This is a genomic window from Chitinophaga sp. YR627 (assembly GCF_900114995.1).
In the GTDB taxonomy this organism is placed as follows: Bacteria; Bacteroidota; Bacteroidia; order Chitinophagales; family Chitinophagaceae; genus Chitinophaga.
In genome coordinates this window covers 842942-862162 of the sequence record NZ_FOUX01000002.1, presented here as the reverse complement: position 1 = coordinate 862162, position 19221 = coordinate 842942, and the positions used below count along the sequence as shown (strand labels likewise).

The following is a 19221-nucleotide window of genomic DNA, read 5'->3' as shown; positions in this document are numbered from 1 at the left end:
CTATACCCGTGAAACACATCCTCTTCATCCTATTCATAACACTGATCGCCAGGGCCAATATCCATGGTCAGACAGGTGTCATCAAGAGAGGAGCAGACTATTACTCCAAATGGAAAATAAAGCCGTCAAAAGGCCCAAAAAACCCACTTCTCGCAGACACATTGCTGTACTTTTCTACCGGAGAAAAGAAGTTCCCTGCTTTTATCATAGCACCTTATCAGGGAACCGCTTATGATACGGTAATCGTTTCGCATGAAAAAAGCAAGAAGAAACAGCAGCCGGTAATGGCAGAGAAACAGCCGTTGTTAACCGTCCATGGAAACGTATTATACGATTTCTTTTATCAGTCGAATGTTGACACACCTTTTGTTCAGAAAGACGTACATCAACATACACTGCAAACGAGTCTTGAATTTACCTACAAAAATTATTATCCAATACGTGTGAACTTTACGACAAGGAAAGGAAATTCGTCACTTTTCCGGAACCTTACAGACATCAATCTTCAATACACCAGCAGAGATTTCAGGAACGCGATGCTGCAAAAGGCAAAAAGCTGGGATGCATCGAAGTATGCGCAGTTAGATTCGTTGCAACGCCTGAAGGGACAACTGGTGGCAATGCAGTCTGAAATTGATAAACTGAAAGCATGGAAGTCAGATCCGGCGTCATTACAGAAACTTGTTGAAGCCCGGGAAAAAATATATTATGCTAAAATCAGAGATTCACTTAAGCTTGATATGCCGGGTAGTGATATTGATCCGGGGATGAATAGTTTCCAGAAGATAGTATTTACAGGCTTTCAAATTCAAAAGGCCAGGGACGAAAGGAAAAATGCTGATTCAACCCTCGAAAATATTAACAACAGATATGCTGACAATGAGGAAAAGCTGGATTCCCTTCAGGAAAGACTAGCAGCGTTACAGGCATTATATAATAAACAGGAGAAGGTATATGCGACGCGGAAGAATGCTTTAAACGATGCACTGACGCGTAGCAAAAACAATAAGGAACTCGCGGAGAACCTGGAAAAAGCGGGGTTACCTGATACCGTTTTACCTGAAGGATATAAACAACTTTTAGCCATCCGTACGATAGGTGTAGGGCGAATGCTGGTCGACTATTCGGAGTTAACCGCTAAAAACATCAGTATCCTGGGCTTCCAGGCCGAATATAATCCAGGATATTATTATGCGGTAGCTACGGGTAAAGTTGACTATCGTTTCCGTGATTTTGTATTTAATGAAAACAGATCCCGTCAATACCTTAACCTGATCCGTGTCGGAAAGGGCATCAGGGATGGAAACAACATCATCCTGAGTTATTATACTGGCAGGAAGCAGGTTTACAACTTCAATACCGTAGATGAGAATGGTACCACAACAACGGCTGATCTGAGTCAGCACATCATGGGGTTATCAATCGAAAGCAGATGGCAGGTTGACCAGAACAACTATATTACCGGTGAGATTGCGAAATCCTCCCTGCCAGCCTATGCAAGATCTGTAACTGATCATAACAGCGGGTTAAATGAGATGTTTCGTCTCAGTGATCATACCAACGAGGCATATTCCATTAAGGCAGGGTCATTTCTCCAGCAGACCGGCACCCGGATCAGTGCTATGTATAAAATGATGGGCGCGAATTTCCAGTCATTTAGCCTGTACTCAACCGGTTCATCTCAGACGGGATGGTCCGTGAAAGTAGATCAGCTTTTTTTTAAGAAGCAGCTGACTATTAGTGCGGGTATCAGAAAAAATGACTTTGTGACCAACTATCAGCAGACCAACTACCAGAGTAACACTGTATTTAAGTCTGTACAGGCCACTTTAAGAAAGAAAAAATGGCCTGTTATTACCGCAGGATATTTCCCGAGCGCTCAGCTTACCAAGCTGAATGATGGTCATTACTCGGAAAATCTTTTTTATAACCTGGTTGGTACAGTCAGCCATTTTTATTATTTCAGGGGTATAATGATGAGCACATTAGCAACCTATACCCAGTTTTACAATAAGCAGACCGATAGCAATTTTCTTTACTTCAACAGTAAAGACCTGCTGTTAAGTCAAACAATATTCACAGACAAATTTACGATCAACGGGGGAGGTTCTATAGCGACTAATCCGGAATACGACCTGTATGGTGCATCCGGTAACGTACAATATAAGATGCGAACCTGGCTGGAACTGGGCGCTGGAGCCAAATACAACTATCAGACGACCTATCGGCTGACACAGATCGGCTATTCCGGTAATGCCCGGATCTCCATACGTCGTTTAGGAGAAATTGCATTGATGGGAGAGAAGGCTTTTGTCCCAGGAGGGCAAAAACGTTTGGTTTCCAGTGACAATGGCCGGATAACTTACACAAAAACATTTTAGATATGATCAACATGAAACGCTCTATTATTTCATTTCTTATGCTGTTTACTACTGTACAGGCGTTAGCACAGGTTTCTATGACAGCGCAGGTGCCTCCTGAGGGCGTGCTTATGAAAGCACAGCTTTGGAACATCGCATTGGTTTCAGGTTCAGAAGCCCCTGTCAATGTAAGGATTATGATGCGGCTGATAGATATTAATACCAATCAGCCGGTCCTCACAGGCGTAACAAGGAATATTCCCATCAGCAAAGGCGCTAAACAATTGCAGGCCGGCGACGTGGCACCTATAGAATATGAGTATCTGACTACGGTTACGGACAGAAGCCCTAACGGACTATTACCGGTAGGCAATTACCAGGCATGTTACAGTTTGTTCCTTCAGGGCGGACATGCCGGCGATCTGATATCTGAGGATTGTATTCCTTTTGCTGTCAGTCCTATAGCACCTCCTTTGTTAAATACACCTGCCGATCAGAGTATACTGGAAACATATAACCCACAATTCACGTGGTTACCGCCGTCACCGCCAACTACATTCGGGAATCTTAACTACGAATTACTGCTCACAGAAGTACGTAATGGCGAGTCTCCTGCTCAGGCTATACAGCAAAATATACCAGTATTCAGGATACCATCTACAAAGAACCTTTTCGCCAATTACCCGGCGTCTGGTCTTTCGCTGGATACTGGTAAACAATATGCCTGGACTGTAATAGCAAAGAATGGTAATGCTTTTGCCGCTCAGACTGATGTATGGACTTTCAAACTGAAATCGGATATCAGCAAAAGGGAAAGCAGCGAAAATTCGTATGTTCAGCTGAAAAAAGAACAGGACGCCGCTATCGCTGTTGTCACAGGAGACATCTATTTTACATATACTAATGCTGTTAACGATAACACTATAAAATATGAGTTACTCGCATTAGAATCAGGCAATACAATTATTTCCTCCGGTGACTTAGCCGTTAATCCGGGAGACAACATGATAGTATTTGAGATAAAAAGGAAATTTCATCTTCAGAATGATAAAACTTATCTGATGCGCGTGAAGAATTCCCGCAATGAAATATATCAGATGAAGTTTATCTATTTGAAGTAGTCACATAATTATTCAGAAAACAGTAATCAGAACATATTGATATGAAGTTGATGAGACAAGCCCTGTTAATAGTATGTTTTTTGACAATAGGGTCCACGGCTTTTGCCCAGGGATCGACAGATACTGCCAGGTTATTTCTGGCAATTAAGGAAATGCAGGACGTATTCATGAAGAAGTCTTTGTCGTTTGATGTTCATTACACATACACAAGCGAGTTGCAACCTGGAATTATTCTTGATTCTCTAAGCGGACATATGGATCTCTCAGAAGGGAGGTATCACTACAATATATCAAATACAGAAATGATTGCCAATGAACGATATGTTATTACCCTGTTTAAGGAAGATAAAATAATGTATCTGTCAAAGCCATCAGGTACTCCTCAGGCCGACCCAGGACAACAGGTACTGCAGGTACTTAAGACCATGGGTATCAGCCGCTGTTCTGTTGATGAGTCCGGGAGTGCGAAGGCAATACGAATTAACTTTAATTCAGGAAGTCCTTATAAAGAGATACGGCTGCTGTTTGATAAAAAGAGTGGCTATCTGAGTGAAATGCAGTACGTCGTTAAAACACAACTGCTTATACAGGCGACTGATGAGCAGGAACAGGTGACTGAAAAATACGGAGAGTTTGCGGTCGTTTCCTGTATCTATAGCGGTTATGCTCCTTTTGTACCACATCCGGATATGTTTGATGAGCATACATATTTTACAAAAGAAGATAAGGGATACCGTGCGTTGGGGACTTATAGTGATTTTAATGTCTTCCTTGGGTCCGAAGATATGGTATCAGAGCGCCATGATAATTGATTCATACCGGAAATGAAGAAACGATAAAAAGCAATAACCCTACTCGCAAGAGTAGGGTTATTGCTTTTTATCATATAATGATTTAAACCATTAGTAAGACAGACTATCTGTGCGCTGTGCACTTGAAGTCATATTCTTCAGCGGAGGTGCGAACTTAGTCAGATCGATACCTACTACCGCAGCTTTATACTCTTCCACATTAGGAATTCTTCCCAGGATTGCAGAAAGAACAACTACTGGTGTAGAAGCCAGCAGGGATTCACCTTTCTTACGATCGGAATCTTCAACAACTCTTCCCTGGAAGAGACGGGTGGATGTAGCCATTACGGTGTCACCTTTAGCCGCTTTTTCCTGGTTACCCATACACAGGTTACAACCTGGACGCTCCAGATACATCATGTTTTCGTATTCAGTACGGGCAGCGCCTTTCGGAGCGTTGTCATTGAATTCAAAGCCGGAATACTTCTGCAGTATTTCCCAATCTCCTTCAACCTGCAGTTCATCAATGATGTTATAAGTTGGAGCTGCCACTACGAGTGGTGCGTGGAACTCAACTTTACCTGTCTGTTTTTCCAGATTTCTGAGCATCTGAGAAACGATTTTCAGGTCGCCTTTGTGTACCATGCAGGAACCAACGAAACCAAGATCTACTTTTTTCTCGCCGCTATAGTAAGAAAGTGCACGGATGGTATCGTGTGTATAACGTTTAGCAACATCATCGTTATTAACATCCGGGTCAGCGATCATTGGCTCAACGATAGCATCCAGGTCAATTACAACTTCTGCGTAGTATTTTGCATTTTCGTCTGGTGTCAAAGCTGGTTTTTCACCGGACTTGATCTCTGCGATTCTCTTATCTGCTCTATTGATCAGACCCTGGAGCACTTGTCTGCTGTTATCCATGCCCTTATCGATCATGATCTGGATCCTGCCTTTAGCGATTTCCAGTGACTGGATCAGGGTGTCGTCTTCAGAAATACAGATAGAAGCTTTTGCTTTCATTTCTGCTGTCCAGTCAGTGAACGTGAAGGCCTGGTCAGCTGGGAGCGTTCCGATATGCACTTCAATAATTCTACCCTGGAAAACGTTCTCACCAGCAAATTTCTGCAGCATCTGTGCCTGTGTAGCGTGTACCACATCACGGAAGTCCATGTGCTCCTTCATTTCTCCTTTGAAGGTAACTTTCACTGATTCCGGAATTGGCATAGATGCTTCACCTGTAGCCAGTGCCAGTGCAACGGTACCTGAGTCAGCACCGAATGCAACACCTTTTGACATTCTTGTATGAGAATCACCACCGATGATGATCGCCCACTCATCCACTGTAATATCATTCAGTACTTTGTGGATTACGTCAGTCATGGAGTGATATTCACCTTTCGGGTCACGGGCAGTGATCAGACCAAATTCATTCATGAATTTCATGAGTTTTGGAATGTTTGCCTGTGCTTTCTTATCCCATACGGATGCAGTGTGACAACCTGACTGGTAGGCGCCATCTACAATTGGAGAGATCACGGTTGCTGCCATAGATTCCAGTTCCTGCGCAGTCATCAGACCGGTCGTATCCTGAGAACCTACGATGTTCACTTCTACGCGAACATCTGAGCCAGCGTGTAATATTTTACCTGGCGTTGTACCAACAGCATTTCTGTTAAAGATCTTTTCTACTGCTGTCAGACCCTGGCCTTCATGAGAGATCTCTTTTGGCTGAGCGAATACAGGAGGAAGATCGATATTCAGGAGTTTAGCAGCGATCGTCTGGATCTTTTTACCGAATACGATAGCATATGATCCGCCAGCTTTGATAAATTCCATCTTCTGAGGCGTCAGTGCCTTAGAGATGTCGATCAGTTCCTTATCACCGTTGTAAAGTTTCTTTTTCTTTGTGTTGATAGTCAGCACTGTGCCGGTAGCAACAGAGTATACTTCCTCAAGAATATGTTCACCAGCTTCATTGCGAACCAGTTTACCATTTTCGTCTACCTTTTTCACCCAGTTTTTCAGGTCGATACCAATACCACCGGTAACGTCAACTGTTGTGAGGAAGATAGGAGAGATACCATTTGTACCACCTACAATAGGCGCAATGTTAACAAATGGAACAAAAGGACTTGCCTGTTTGCCGGTCCAGAGTGCCACGTTGTTTACACCGGACATTCTTGATGAACCCACACCCATGGTGCCTTTATCTGCGATCAACATCACGCTCTTGTCCGGATGTTGTTCCTGCAGTTTCCTGATCTCAGCCTGCGCCTCAGGAGTGATCATGCATTTACCATGCAGTTCGCGGTCAGATCTGGAGTGCGCCTGATTACCCGGAGAGAGCAAATCAGTTGAAATATCACCTTCACCAGCGATGAAAGTTACCACCTTAATTTCTTCAGGTACGTCAGGCAGTTTTGTGAAAAACTCAGCCTGTGCATAACTTTCGATGATTTCTTTCGCTATCGGATTTTCGTTTTTGAATGCCTCTTTCAGGCGGTCAGTGTCCGCATCATAGAGGAAAACCTGCGTTTTAAGCACTTTTGCGGCTTCTTTCGCAGTAGCCACGTCATTACCCAGGGCCAGATCGAGCAATACTTCAATGGAAGGACCACCTTTCATGTGGGATAACAGCTCAAAAGCAAAAGCAGGTGTAATTTCTTCCACCTTCGCTGTTCCAAGGATGATTTCCTTTAAAAACTTAGCTTTTACACCAGCAGCACTGGTTGTTCCTGGTAACACATTATAAATGAAGAAATTAAGAGAATCTTTCCGGTGCTCGTTTCCAAGATCTCTAATTTGTCCAATGATGTCATTTAACAATTCGGCACCATCAATCGGCTTTGGATGAAGTCCCTGGCCTTTCCTTTCTTCTATTTCCTTAAGATATTCATTATAACGGCTCATACAATTTTCTTTTTGAATGCGAGTCCGCAAAGGTAACTAATGTCCATAATATTACACAGCGATCTAAAGAAGATACCACGTTAATGGAGTGTAAATGACACATTTTATAGTGGTCTGGGTGTTATTTCTATGTTTTCAGGTTCGTCCAAAGGTCGTTTATGGAATAATGTGTTTGGTTGTAAGTGGCTGAAATTGAGTGGGATGAATTTCCGGCTTTGTCCTGGTAAAGGGCATTTTTTGTAGAAAAGTCCTTATGGGGCATCAGGTATGGAATACGCCAGCTAAGCTTGTTATTCAGAAATTATTTTTGTTTTTAACATATATTTATGTCTTTAATTATCAAAGTTATCTCTATCTGTTGTAGCGTTAAAACAGCCTGGCTATGAAATTACTTCTCCTGTTCTTTCTGCTCCTTTGTGGATGGTATACGGCAGTGCCAGCACAATCTGTCAGGGTGAATACCGCTATTATTCAATTGATTGACAGTGCACAGAAGGCATTTTGTGAAAATGATACGTCAAAAACGATCGCCCTGCTTGAACGGATCAGCCAATTGTATCCGACTGACCCGATGGTCGTTTCTACAAATAAGGTTTTAGCCGATCTGTATCTGGCAAAACATCAAATAGCAGCGGCCAAAGCCAGATTAATATACGCGTTTACTTATATGCCAACAGGTAACCGGTTTCTCCTGGAAAAGGATACCTGTGGGAGAAGGCTGAATTTAAGCAACAACTATGGGCTGGCAAAAGCGGATGTATGTGTCGCTTTAAGTCAGCTTTATTTCGGGGAGAAAAGATTCGACAGCTCAGGCTATTATCTGCGTCTTGCAGATAGGGAGTATCTTCCTTACCAGGATTGCCTCAATGGTGTTCATTCCTATCAGGCTTTTTTATCTCCCTATTTTGCGGACTACTATCTGGCAATAGGGGATAGGGATAAGGCAATAGCCAGACTCCTTGATTTCTTTATGAACAGAGATGGGGATATGGTATTAATTGTCCGAAAACTACAGGCCATTTTGCTCCAGCATTGGACACAGAAAGAAATAAAAAGACAAGTAAAGAAAGGACTCCGGCAAATGAAATTTACTGAAGCAGAAGATGATCGCTTTAGGATAAGTTTGACCTTATTTGGTCATACTATTAACAGTGTGGGTTATGGAGATAGAAGGCATTATAAAGTGATGTATAGAAAGAATCCGGGAATAATAATGCTACAGGAAGAAAAAACAGCTATCGGGATATGGTAACTGTTTTTGTACAATTATAGCTGGCCTTTTTCGTTTCAGGGACCATGCATCCGGCGTTGTTTAGGGGTGAAATTACGGAAATTAGTAAAATGCCTTATATTGTAGAACTGGCATCCGCTACTGGCAGGTGCTTTCGGAAATTATGAAGGATTATTTTCTCTTTTATCTATATCGTGTCTTTGGGAAGTCCTATGATGAAACAAGTGATCCGGCATTCTGTATGACATTCATGGTTTATCTCTTGTCCATGGTATTTATCTTTATGCTAATAGCTCCTCTGGCAAGAGTGTACACTGTCTTTGCTTTTCTAATTTACACATTCCTCCTCTTCAGGTACCTACCGAAGAAGATAAAACCTGGATTAGCCAAACAACTCCCACGGCTAAAAAGGAAGTTTCAAAACAGGACTCAGAAAGAAGATCTTATTGGAAAACTATTTATATGGATAGTTGTGTTGATTGTTCTCACCACTTTCATCCTTAGCTGGTTGCTGATCCCTTTTATATTATCACATGTAGTTAAGTTTTTTTCTATATTATAGATTGTAGAGAATAAACTTGTTTTTATTGGTATCTACATCGGCAAATTTGTACATTTATAGGCATTATTTTATACCACATTGTCGAGTGAACCGTCATACGAGGAAAAAGAGTTGCTTGCCGCCATCGCCAAAGGAGATACCAGGGCGTTTGCAGCTATATTTAAAAAATATAGAATGCCTGTGTTTATGCACACGCTCAGTATTATTAAATCCCCTGAAAGGGCAGAGGAGATCACACAGGATGTTTTTTTGAAAATATGGCACTATCGGGAGGGATTGGATCAGCTGACCTCCTTCGAAAATTATCTCTTCATTGTTACCCGCAATTATACTGTTTCAGAACTCCGCAAAAAATTCATTCCCACAGATCCGGAAGTCGACCAGGCCTATAGCTGGACGCCGGAAAAGCAGCTCCAGTTTAAAGAGCTCAGCAGTCGTTTGCATGAAATTATTAACCGGCTTCCTCCCCGCAGGAAACAGGTATTTGTCATGAGCCGCTTTGAAAATAAAACGCATCAGCAGATAGCCGACGAATTAGAAATTTCGTCCGGAACGGTCAATCAGCAGCTGATGGCGGCTTTGAGCTTTATCAGGGCCGAACTGGCAGGGTTTCCGGAGCTCTGTTTATTATGGATATCACTGGGTTTTATCTTTTTTTAAAAAAAAGTGCATTCCGGATCTATGTACTTTGAAAAAAATGCGTCTTTATATCTGAACAGGGCGCGCTAAAGGATAATAATTATGAATGATGCTGCTATCAGGGAGCTATTGGATAAGTATCTGACAGAGACATTGACCGCTGAGGAGATGTCGCAATTCCGGCAATTGCTGGAAGATGAGGAGCAGATGCCTATCCTGGATTCCAGGCTGAGAGAACTGTTTGATTTTCAGTTGCAGCAGGAATATTCGCTTCCGGAAATAGATCAGCGGATTGAGCAGCATGTGATGTCTGTCATTCATAATGAAATCCCTAAGCCACTGTATCGCAGGATGCCTGTTCGCAGATGGATGGCGGCAAGTGCCGCGGTCTTGCTGCTGATACTGGCAGGTGCCGGGTATTATATGTCCAGACGGCCAATAGCTTCACCCAATGTGAGGGTCATGGCAGATATACAACCGGGGCGGAGCGGTGCGATGCTGACCCTGGCAGATGGAAAAACAATACAACTGGATTCATTGCGAAATGGTACAGTAGCATTGCAGGGCGGACAGGTTGTACAGGTAAAGAATGGAGCACTGCTATATAATGGAGAGGGAAATGAGGTGGTGTACAATACAGTTTCTACGCCTAATGGCCGCCAATATCGCCTTGTTTTGCCGGATGGTACAAAGGTCTGGTTGAATGCAGGTAGCAGCATCCACTATCCGTTGTTGTTCAGTGGGAAAACGAGAAACGTGGAAATGACCGGAGAAGCATATTTTGAAGTAGCTGCGAATGCAGCAATGCCTTTCGTGGTGACTGTCAATAAGAATGAACTGATAGAGGTATTAGGAACAAGCTTTAATATAAAAGCATATGACGAGGAAAATAGCATAGCCGCTACTTTATTGGAAGGCCGGATACGGGTTGCGAAAAACACTTTACTGCAACCCGGACAACAAGCGATTCTCCGGCATGGTATAACAGTAGTGAATGATCCTGATATTGAAAAAGTAATAGCATGGAAAAATAATCTCTTTGACTTTGATGACAGCGATCTGAATGAAGTGATGCATCAGATAGCACGATGGTATGATATAGAAGTTGTGTATGCGGGCCACCAACCGAATATACAGTTCACCGGGAAGATCAGCCGGAATATGACTTTACAAAACTTATTGAATACACTGGCAGTCTCAGGTGTGAAATGCCAACTGGAAGACAGAAAATTAATCGTCTTCCCCTGATTTAGCCAATAACATAAAAGACAAACAACCAATAATGCCGGGTAGTTGACGAACTGCCTGAGAGGGGTCTTTATTTTTCAGAATCAACCAATTTCTAACAACTAAACATCACGAGAAGTGTATGCAAAAACATCGTTTTGCGTTCCGAATGTTCCGTAGTGGTCCATTTCTAAACTTTTCTCCGGCCAGGCGGATGACAGCATTGTTCTTTACTTTTTTATTATTACTGGTAAACGTCCATACTCAGGCACAAACTGTTACACTCAGGGGGAAGGATCTCTCTTTGAAACAGGTATTCAAAGCCATTGAGCAACAAACCGGTTACGTTGTTTTTGCTAACAAAAGTTATCTGAATGATACAAAAGGTGTCGCGATAGATGCGAATGCAATGCCACTGAGACAATTTATGGAAGCGTGTACAAAAGATCAGCCGTTTGGTTTTACTATAGCTGATAACACGATCACGTTAACACCAAAGGTGAAGTCTAAGTCGGGCGAAAACACCGTACCAGCTAAACAGCTCATAGAAGGAAAGGTCTCCGGCGTCGACGGACAAGTACTGGAAGGTGCTTCCATAAGGGTGAAAGGCAATACCAATGGTACTTATACTGATAGAGCCGGTAAATTTTCCATAGATGCCTATGAAGGAGATGTGCTTATTATCTCATTCGTTGGATTTGAATCCCGGGAATATAAAATAGGTAATAACCATCAATTGAATATTGTCCTCAGCCGTGCCAGTATAACTGCAGGAGAGGTCGTTATCTCTACCGGTTATCAGCAGAAAAAAGTCAGTGAAATTACAGGTGCCTTACAGACAATTAAAGGTGACGATCTGCGTAAAGGTGTCTCTACGGTCAACGCGCTGGCGATGCTGAAAGGAAGGGCCAGCGGACTTTACATCGTTGAAAACGGTGGTAGTGTTGCTACAAGAGGGCAGGTAGTGATGCGCGGACAGGCCTCTATGCCTGATCAGTTCAATACTAATTTTGGTCCTCTGCTGGTGATAGATGGCGTAATCACCAATGTTCCCAACCTCCAGGATATTGTCAACCCCAATGATATCGAAAGTATTACTATTTTGAAAGATGCTGCTTCTACGGCCATCTATGGCTCCCGTGCGGCACAGGGTGTTATTGTTGTGGTTACCCGCCATGGTGCTAATGGTAAGATGAAAATAGGCCTGAACACAAGTTATGGTAAGGTGAAAAATAACCGGCTGGTAAATTATATGAATACCAGTCAGCTGACTTCTCATATCCGTAATCACATGACATCATTATACGCGGCGTCTCCGTCTTTAAATAGTATCTATGGTAGTTTTGATAACTATTTTAATACGACCAGGATCTACACAGATGATGACCTGCAACATGATTATGACTGGAGTAATAAAACATTTTACCCGGATGGTAATCAGAGTGATATTAACCTTTCTATGTCAGGAGGAAATGAAAAGATCAAGGTGTACACTGCACTTGACTGGACCAGACAGGATGGGACAATACTTGGGGATAACCTTGACAGAAAAGCGTTTCGCCTGAACCTCGATCAGCGTATCAATAATAAATTGACCCTTACTATCAACACCAATGTATTGGTCGATAAGTATACGTCCTCTACTTCAGAAAACCAGAATTACCTGTTTCTTCCATGGGTAAGTCCCTACTATGCGAATGGGGCTCTGGCGGATTCTGTACCTAATTATATATACAATTCTTCAGGGAAAAGAGGAACTGTATATTATGACAATCCGTTATACTCGTATAAATATAATACAGCTATTACCAAAAGGCAAAGCTATTTGCTCACAGGTAAGCTGAAGTATGACATCCTGCCATGGCTGTCTGTACAAACAACCAATACATTCCAGTACATCAATAACAATCTTAATTCCTATAAAGACCCAAGGACCTACAGGGGCCGTTATGATGGACCTGCTAACAACAGGATATATGTGAATGGCGCTTTGACTGTTTCTGATGACAGAACAAATTATTTCCTGACATCGAATCTGATCACCGCCAGCAAACAGTTTGGAGAACATGTCCTGACTGCTTTAGCCGGCCAGGAATATGGTAAAAGCAATACAAGTTCTTTTGCAGTATCAGTATACGGTTCTCCTTATCCAGGAGAGCGTACGCTGGGTGCATTTCAGAATTACGGGACCTATATTAACAAGCTATTCGGAACTATAGCGACTCCTTCCGCTGCAGCTCCTGTTGAAAAAGGATCCTTTTCTGTATTTGGAGAGTTGAATGATAGTTACAGAGAAAAATACTTTGCATCTGCCTCATTAAGAAGGGATGCATCTACCAATTTTGGCCGTAACAACCGATATGGTACTTTCTATTCTTTGAGTGCGGGTTGGCTTATCAGTAAGGAAGTATTCATGAAATCGGTAAAGCCTGTTACTAACCTGAAACTGAGAGCAGCGTATGGTACTTCTGGCAGAGAAGCCGGCGCCGATTATCTCAATTTTACTACCTACACCGATGTATTCCGGTACAACGATGCCAATACTTATGGCTCCACTATCCAGCGCCTGGGAAACGATCAGATCACCTGGGAGACGACCTATACTACTAATATAGGGCTTGACCTTGAACTCTGGAAGCGTATCAATATGAGTGCAGATGTGTATAACCGTCGTAGTGCCGGTCTGCTGCAATCAGTGCAGTTACCAACCTATATCGGATTTGCAACACAGATCCGGAATATCGGAGAGCTGACCAATAAGGGAATCGATCTTAATCTGTCGACCGTCAACGTTCAGACAAAGGACTTTAAATGGACCACTGAAGTCAACATCAGTTTTAACAAAAACAGGCTGACTAAAATATATGGAGATTCGCTGATCGACGGTTTTACAGGCAACTATTACCGGTATAAGGGAGAGGATATTAACACCCTGAAGGCCATACCTTATTTGGGTGTGAATGCTGACAACGGAAGACCGCTGTTCCAGCGGACGAATGCGGACAAGAGCGTGTCAATAGTCGATTCGCTGCCATTGGCAAAAGCAGCGGGATTGCAGAACTATCTTTATATGGGAACTGCGACACCGAAGTTTTTCGGCGGCTTTACCAACACATTTGCCTACAGGAACTTTACATTAAGCGCCTTGTTTAACTTCTCTTATGGCAATAAGATCGTCAATAATAACATGCGGAATTTTATGGACCCAACTGGTTGGCAAAATGGGTTTAATGTAGCTGCGCCTACGAAGGAACAACACTTCTGGAAAGCGCCGGGAGACAAGACTGCCAACTATCCTAATTTCTATGATCCGGCGTTTAGTCAGCGGGGAGCGACCAATCTGGGTTCATCACTGCTCTATCAGGATGCCAGTTATTTAAGACTGAGAAATATTCGCTTATCATATGATTTTCTGCCACGTACACTACAAAAGATCAGTATGTCTTCTCTTTCTGTGTATGTCAGTGTTGATAACGTGTTTGTGATCAAAAATAAGGAACTCTATGCCTCAGATCCGGAGGGTGCTACTATTGGCGGCGCCTCGAATAGTTATGCCGGTACAGGTATTAATGGTGCTATGCCCAGACGGTTTGTTATAGGGCTGAATGCGGGTTTCTGATTTCCTGATATTTTAATTTTTAATTGATATGCGTATTATAAAATTGAAATTAAGCGGTAAATGTATTGCGGGATATCTTTCTTTGCTGGTATTGGCAAATACAGCGTGTAACAAACAGCTGGATGAGCTGACGCCACACAATGTCAATTTCGAAGATCAACAGTTTCTTACAGCGAATGGTTATACGAAGGCTACGATTGGCAACTATAGTTATTTCGCCTCTTCAAACTACGAAAATTCCTGGTTCAATATCAGTGAATTCAGGGGGAATAATGTAAGGATCATCGATCAGACATCCACTAACAATCTGGCTGACGCCAAAAATCTGGATGCCTTTAACTATACTAATTCCGAATCCAAGGACTATGGTTATTCCTATCAATTCTGGCAGGCGTCTTATCAGGGTTTGCTGGGGATTAATATGGTGTTGAAGAATGTAAAAGAGGATGAAACAAATCCGATCATCCTGCAGGCGAAGGCGGAAAACCTTTTTTTACGCGCGAACATGTTCTTTAATCTGGTAAGGGTTTATGGCCGTCCTTATTACCAAAGTCCGGAAACTAATCCGGGAGTGCCGTTAATTCTTTCGCCTATTACGACCACCGGTAATCCACCGGCCCGTGCTACTGTAAAGGACACTTATGCACAGATACTGAAGGACCTGGCGACTGCTATTCCCCTGTTCTCGCAGGTGAATGTGAATAGCTATGCTGGTAAATATGCAGCGTTTGCACTCATGTCAAGGGTATATCTGTATATGAGCGGTACATTCAGTCAGCCGTCTGCTGAATATGCAAAGTTGTCTGCTCAGTATGCGGATTCTGTCATCCTTAATAGCGGAAACAGGCTGTTGCAGGGTACGGAGTATATCAACTACTATACAAGTCCTAATCAGAGCAATAAAGAGACGATATGGGCCGTCAATCATGAGATTAGTACGATGCAGCTTCCTATATTACTTAACCAGCCTACAGGCGTGTATACCGGCAGTACGCAGTATTCTACCGGACAGGTAAAACCTTCGCCTGATCTGCTGGGTTTACTGGAGGCAGGGGATCTGCGCTGGAATTTCTACAAGGTGGATAAGTATCCCAATAACAACACAGATACATTCAGCACAACAAAGTATACCTATAAATACACGGCGGTGTATTATAGTAATGCAGCTGTTCACCATCTGCGTCTGGCGGAAGTTTATCTGAACAGGGCAGAGGCGCGGCTGAAGGCTGGCGATAGTGATGGCGCCCTGGAGGATCTGAATATCATACATACCCGTGCAGGACTTAATGGTTTAACAGGATTGACCGGGCAGGATCTTTTCAATGCTATCCTTAAGGAACGCAGACTGGAGCTTGCATTTGAAGGACATAACAGCTATGATAATTACAGGAATGGTCTTCCCATGATCCGGAACTATGGCTCTTTTAATTCCACACCACTTACGGTTAACGCTACAGCTGCCAATGTCGTCCTGCGTATTCCCCTGGATGTAATGACGGAAAATGCAAACATGAAACAAAACGAACAATAATAAAACTCATTATGAAATATTTAATGATGCTCATCTCACTGGCGGCAGTTATTCCCTGCAGGGCGCAGTTTTTACTGGATGGAAAAGTATCCGGTTATAAAGGAAAGTATATTTATCTGCAATATGCAGACGATAAGGGGGCATATATCCGGGACAGCACGGAAGTAAAGAATGGTCTTTTCCGTTTCTCCGGCTATGTAAGCGAACCTTTTATGGCGGCTTTGAAGAACAACAGTGATCCACGTTCATACAGTGATTCAGGGACTGTAAGTCTCTTTCTGGAACCTAAGAAGATGACTATTTCGGTGGAAGAGGGGAATTTCTCCAATGCACAGGTAGAAGGATCTGCATCACAAAAGCAATATGGAGCTATGCAGCAACAGATGAGGTATGTGAATAAGAAATGGAAGGTAGTGATGGATACATTGTCTGCTGTTAACAAGCGTAGTAATTTCGAATACCAGGAACTGAAGAACTGGGTGTTATTACCTTTCCATATGGATATGGAGGAGATTTATGACCGCTCAATGAACCAGTATCCTGCTTCCTATGTAACAGCCTATTACCTTCGTTTTAAGGTTAATGAGCTGAGCGAAGATTCACTGAAGAAGTGGTATGCAGGTTTTCCGGAAAAGGTAAAACAAAGCAAATACGGGAAGTCTCTGAATGAAGAAATTCAAAAGAAGAAAATCGGTATACCCGGCACAATGGCCAGGGGATTCTCTTCAGAAGATATTGAGGGAAAACAGTTAAGTCTTGCGGACTATCAAGGGAAATATGTGTTACTTGACTTCTGGGCCAGCTGGTGTCTGCCTTGTAGAAAAGGTAATCCGCATTTGAAAGAACTATATGGAAAATATAAGGATAAAGGATTTGAAATTATCGGTATTTCAGATGATGATTCAAAACCAGATGCCTGGAGGAAAGCTGTTGAGAAAGATGGGACCGGTGTATGGAAGCATGTGTTGAGGGGCATGAAAAGAACAGATAGCGGGTTTGATCGTACAAATGATAAGTCAGACTTTTATAATATACATTCTTTACCTACTAAGATCCTTATTGACCCTAATGGACAGATCATTGGAAGGTATACAGGAGAGGGGGAAGAGGATAAGAGTATGGATGAAAAGCTGGCGACTATCTTTGAGAAATAATAAAGCGGGGTTGTTCACATATGTGGACAACCCCGCTTTATTATTAAGTATGATTGACCTGATTTTTTATTCTATTTGATTAGCCTCGCGTCTTTGTTTTACAATTGTCGGTATATGCTTGTTTTTCCGTAGGCTGTCTTCTAGCCCCAATCGATGATATACAGATCCACCAATTCCAGGAATAAAAAGTAATCAATGAACGTGGTTATGCTATAAATTGATCGATCAGTACTCAAAATGATTTAGGCTATTAGAACACGCTCCTTTAAATAGAAGAATGTGTGTAGATATTTCTATGAAAAAGGAATTTTTACTTGTAGATTCACTGCTGTTGAATTTGTGAGACGATGAAGATAAGCGGTGTTGCCAATAAACAAGAATTAATATTAATATACGGTAGATGTAGCTTCCTGCCCTTCGAGTAATTCTTCTAAAAACGCTTTTGATTTTTTAGTTTCTGTTTTAAATGCGAATATAGACAACACAGAACCGAAAGCGAACATAACAAAGGGAACCAGGAGGAAGGGGGAAAAGCCTTCGCGGAAAAGTTGCGGAAGCTGGGACAGTCCGGCCAGCAGAATACCCAGACAAACCAGTCCGGCTGTGCCTAGCCAGAAAGACATAAATATTAGTACAAAAGTCACCGGCCGCATTTTGATGCTTATATGTGTTTCACCAAGGTAGCTGGTGACCTCTCCGGTGATCTGAGGTAAGAATGAATTTTTATAGTTTATAATCCGGCTCATTTTAAATGTACTGCTTGTAATCTGTCCTTGGTATGGTTTAACTGAGCCATTATTTAGCTGAGAAAGGAACAGGCCTGTTCTGGTATCGATGTTATCGCCCAGGCGTTTCATCACTTCCATAAAAGGTAAGCGGGTTATCAAAACATATTTTTCGAAGGGGAGGTATTTTTTGATATTCATCAGTAATGGGAAAATAGTTTGTGACTTAATCGTAATTGGATAGATTTATCCCGGAGGTGAAGATACATATAGGCAGGCAATAGTGCAAGTGCTGAACCTCATATTACGCTGATGCATCCGAGAAATGCTACCTGTATTGATGGTGTTTTCGAGACTATTCAACAGATTGAACTGCCTTCGGTGTTGCGTTTTAATACGATATCTCTGATTGAACAGATAGATGGAAAAAAATGGCGGATACTAGCGCAATTTCAATTGAAGGATACCAAATAAAAAGGGAACACGTATGTTCCCTCTTGTACCTGATCCCCTATCCTAATAAATATCATCATCTATCCTCCATCCACGATAAAAAATTCGTTGTTCTTTCCTTGTTAATAAGCAGTTTATCTGGTGCATCAACCAGCAGATTTACACACAGCTTGCGTGTGAAATATGGCTCTACTTCCTTTATTGCACTGAAATTGACAACATACTGGCGGTTAATGCGGAAAAACTGATGGGGGGATACTGCATTAATGATCTGATCTAATGAATGATTGATGGTATAGACCTGTTTGTCGAAGCATTTAAAAGATACACAGTTGTTGCGGATATAGAAGAACGCAATATTATCGGTTTGAACAGTAAAGTATTTTTGATTTCTGAAAACAAGAAAGCTCTTTTTCCAGCCGAAGGATCCTGTTTTGCCTGTATCGCTCCAGCCAGATACACCCGCATTGCCGTTGACGGACCCTAATGCGTATAGGATATTTTTGTCGGGAAGCTGATAAGTACCTTTTAGATGCTCCATTCCTGGTATTTCATTGGTGTTCTGCTGAATGGCTCCGCTTCCACCAATGTATAGCAGGCAATCCTTTATCAATATAAAATCCTGGCCAATTCCGTTCTTATGTACATCCATAACCGCGTCTGTTTTAACATGGTGATTATCCATACGATTAGTTCATTTTATAGTTTAACCTTCAATGATGACTGCCAGGAAAGGCGCCTGGCGGCGCAATTGTAATACAAAGGCTATACCAGTGCTTTAATAATCTTATAATCAATTAATTATCGTGTTTTTTAAGGTTGTGTTCACCACAGGATATCGTGATATCATTTAATGCAGCACGACATTTCATGATAAGGGCACAGGCGACTATTT

The 19221-nt window shown here is 42.3% G+C and carries 12 protein-coding genes; 9 read left to right on the top strand and 3 right to left on the bottom strand.

What is annotated here, in order from left to right; genetic code table 11:
• Positions 1-8: 8 nt before the first annotated feature.
• From BMZ72_RS12100 to BMZ72_RS12090, 3 genes are all read left to right on the top strand, one after another.
• Positions 9-2381 carry a coiled-coil domain-containing protein gene (locus tag BMZ72_RS12100; protein ID WP_143087675.1) on the top strand — a complete coding sequence of 791 codons (2373 nt, stop codon included), beginning with the start codon at positions 9-11 and terminating at the stop codon, positions 2379-2381.
• A gap of 2 nt (positions 2382-2383) precedes the next feature.
• Positions 2384-3481: a hypothetical protein gene (locus BMZ72_RS12095; protein ID WP_089808588.1), complete on the top strand. Its 1098-nt coding sequence runs from the start codon at positions 2384-2386 to the stop codon at positions 3479-3481.
• A 167-nt stretch (positions 3482-3648) separates the two neighbouring features.
• Positions 3649-4293 (top strand): LolA3 family protein, encoded by a 645-nt coding sequence (locus BMZ72_RS12090; protein ID WP_143087674.1) that lies wholly within the window; start codon positions 3649-3651, stop codon positions 4291-4293.
• A 90-nt stretch (positions 4294-4383) separates the two neighbouring features.
• On the opposite strand, the gene BMZ72_RS12085 is transcribed toward BMZ72_RS12090, so the two are convergent.
• The gene (locus BMZ72_RS12085; RefSeq protein WP_089808584.1) at positions 4384-7185 is read right to left on the bottom strand and encodes a bifunctional aconitate hydratase 2/2-methylisocitrate dehydratase; all 2802 of its coding nucleotides are present in this window, start codon (positions 7183-7185) and stop codon (positions 4384-4386) included.
• A 382-nt stretch (positions 7186-7567) separates the two neighbouring features.
• Here BMZ72_RS12085 and BMZ72_RS12080 point away from each other — a divergent pair, with 382 nt between their 5' ends.
• The 6 genes from BMZ72_RS12080 to BMZ72_RS12050 all read left to right on the top strand — a co-directional run bounded on the left by BMZ72_RS12080 (position 7568) and on the right by BMZ72_RS12050 (position 17148).
• Positions 7568-8437, top strand: a complete 870-nt coding sequence (locus BMZ72_RS12080; RefSeq protein ID WP_089808582.1) for a hypothetical protein — start codon at positions 7568-7570, stop codon at positions 8435-8437.
• A gap of 619 nt (positions 8438-9056) precedes the next feature.
• Positions 9057-9638 carry an RNA polymerase sigma factor gene (locus BMZ72_RS12070; RefSeq protein WP_143087673.1) on the top strand — a complete coding sequence of 194 codons (582 nt, stop codon included), beginning with the start codon at positions 9057-9059 and terminating at the stop codon, positions 9636-9638.
• 81 nt (positions 9639-9719) lie between these two features.
• Positions 9720-10865 carry a FecR domain-containing protein gene (locus BMZ72_RS12065; protein WP_089808576.1) on the top strand — a complete coding sequence of 382 codons (1146 nt, stop codon included), beginning with the start codon at positions 9720-9722 and terminating at the stop codon, positions 10863-10865.
• Between the two features lie 121 nt (positions 10866-10986).
• The gene (locus tag BMZ72_RS12060) at positions 10987-14463 is read left to right on the top strand and encodes a SusC/RagA family TonB-linked outer membrane protein (RefSeq protein WP_089808573.1); all 3477 of its coding nucleotides are present in this window, start codon (positions 10987-10989) and stop codon (positions 14461-14463) included.
• A gap of 28 nt (positions 14464-14491) precedes the next feature.
• Positions 14492-15994 (top strand): RagB/SusD family nutrient uptake outer membrane protein, encoded by a 1503-nt coding sequence (locus tag BMZ72_RS12055; protein ID WP_089808571.1) that lies wholly within the window; start codon positions 14492-14494, stop codon positions 15992-15994.
• A gap of 11 nt (positions 15995-16005) precedes the next feature.
• Positions 16006-17148 (top strand): TlpA disulfide reductase family protein, encoded by a 1143-nt coding sequence (locus BMZ72_RS12050; protein ID WP_089808569.1) that lies wholly within the window; start codon positions 16006-16008, stop codon positions 17146-17148.
• Between the two features lie 386 nt (positions 17149-17534).
• Here the strand turns inward: BMZ72_RS12050 and BMZ72_RS12045 are convergent, their stop codons facing one another.
• Both BMZ72_RS12045 and BMZ72_RS12040 read right to left on the bottom strand, forming a co-directional pair.
• Positions 17535-18074: a hypothetical protein gene (locus tag BMZ72_RS12045; RefSeq protein ID WP_089808567.1), complete on the bottom strand. Its 540-nt coding sequence runs from the start codon at positions 18072-18074 to the stop codon at positions 17535-17537.
• 328 nt (positions 18075-18402) lie between these two features.
• Positions 18403-19011: a LytR/AlgR family response regulator transcription factor gene (locus BMZ72_RS12040; protein ID WP_089808565.1), complete on the bottom strand. Its 609-nt coding sequence runs from the start codon at positions 19009-19011 to the stop codon at positions 18403-18405.
• Positions 19012-19221 lie beyond the last annotated feature (210 nt).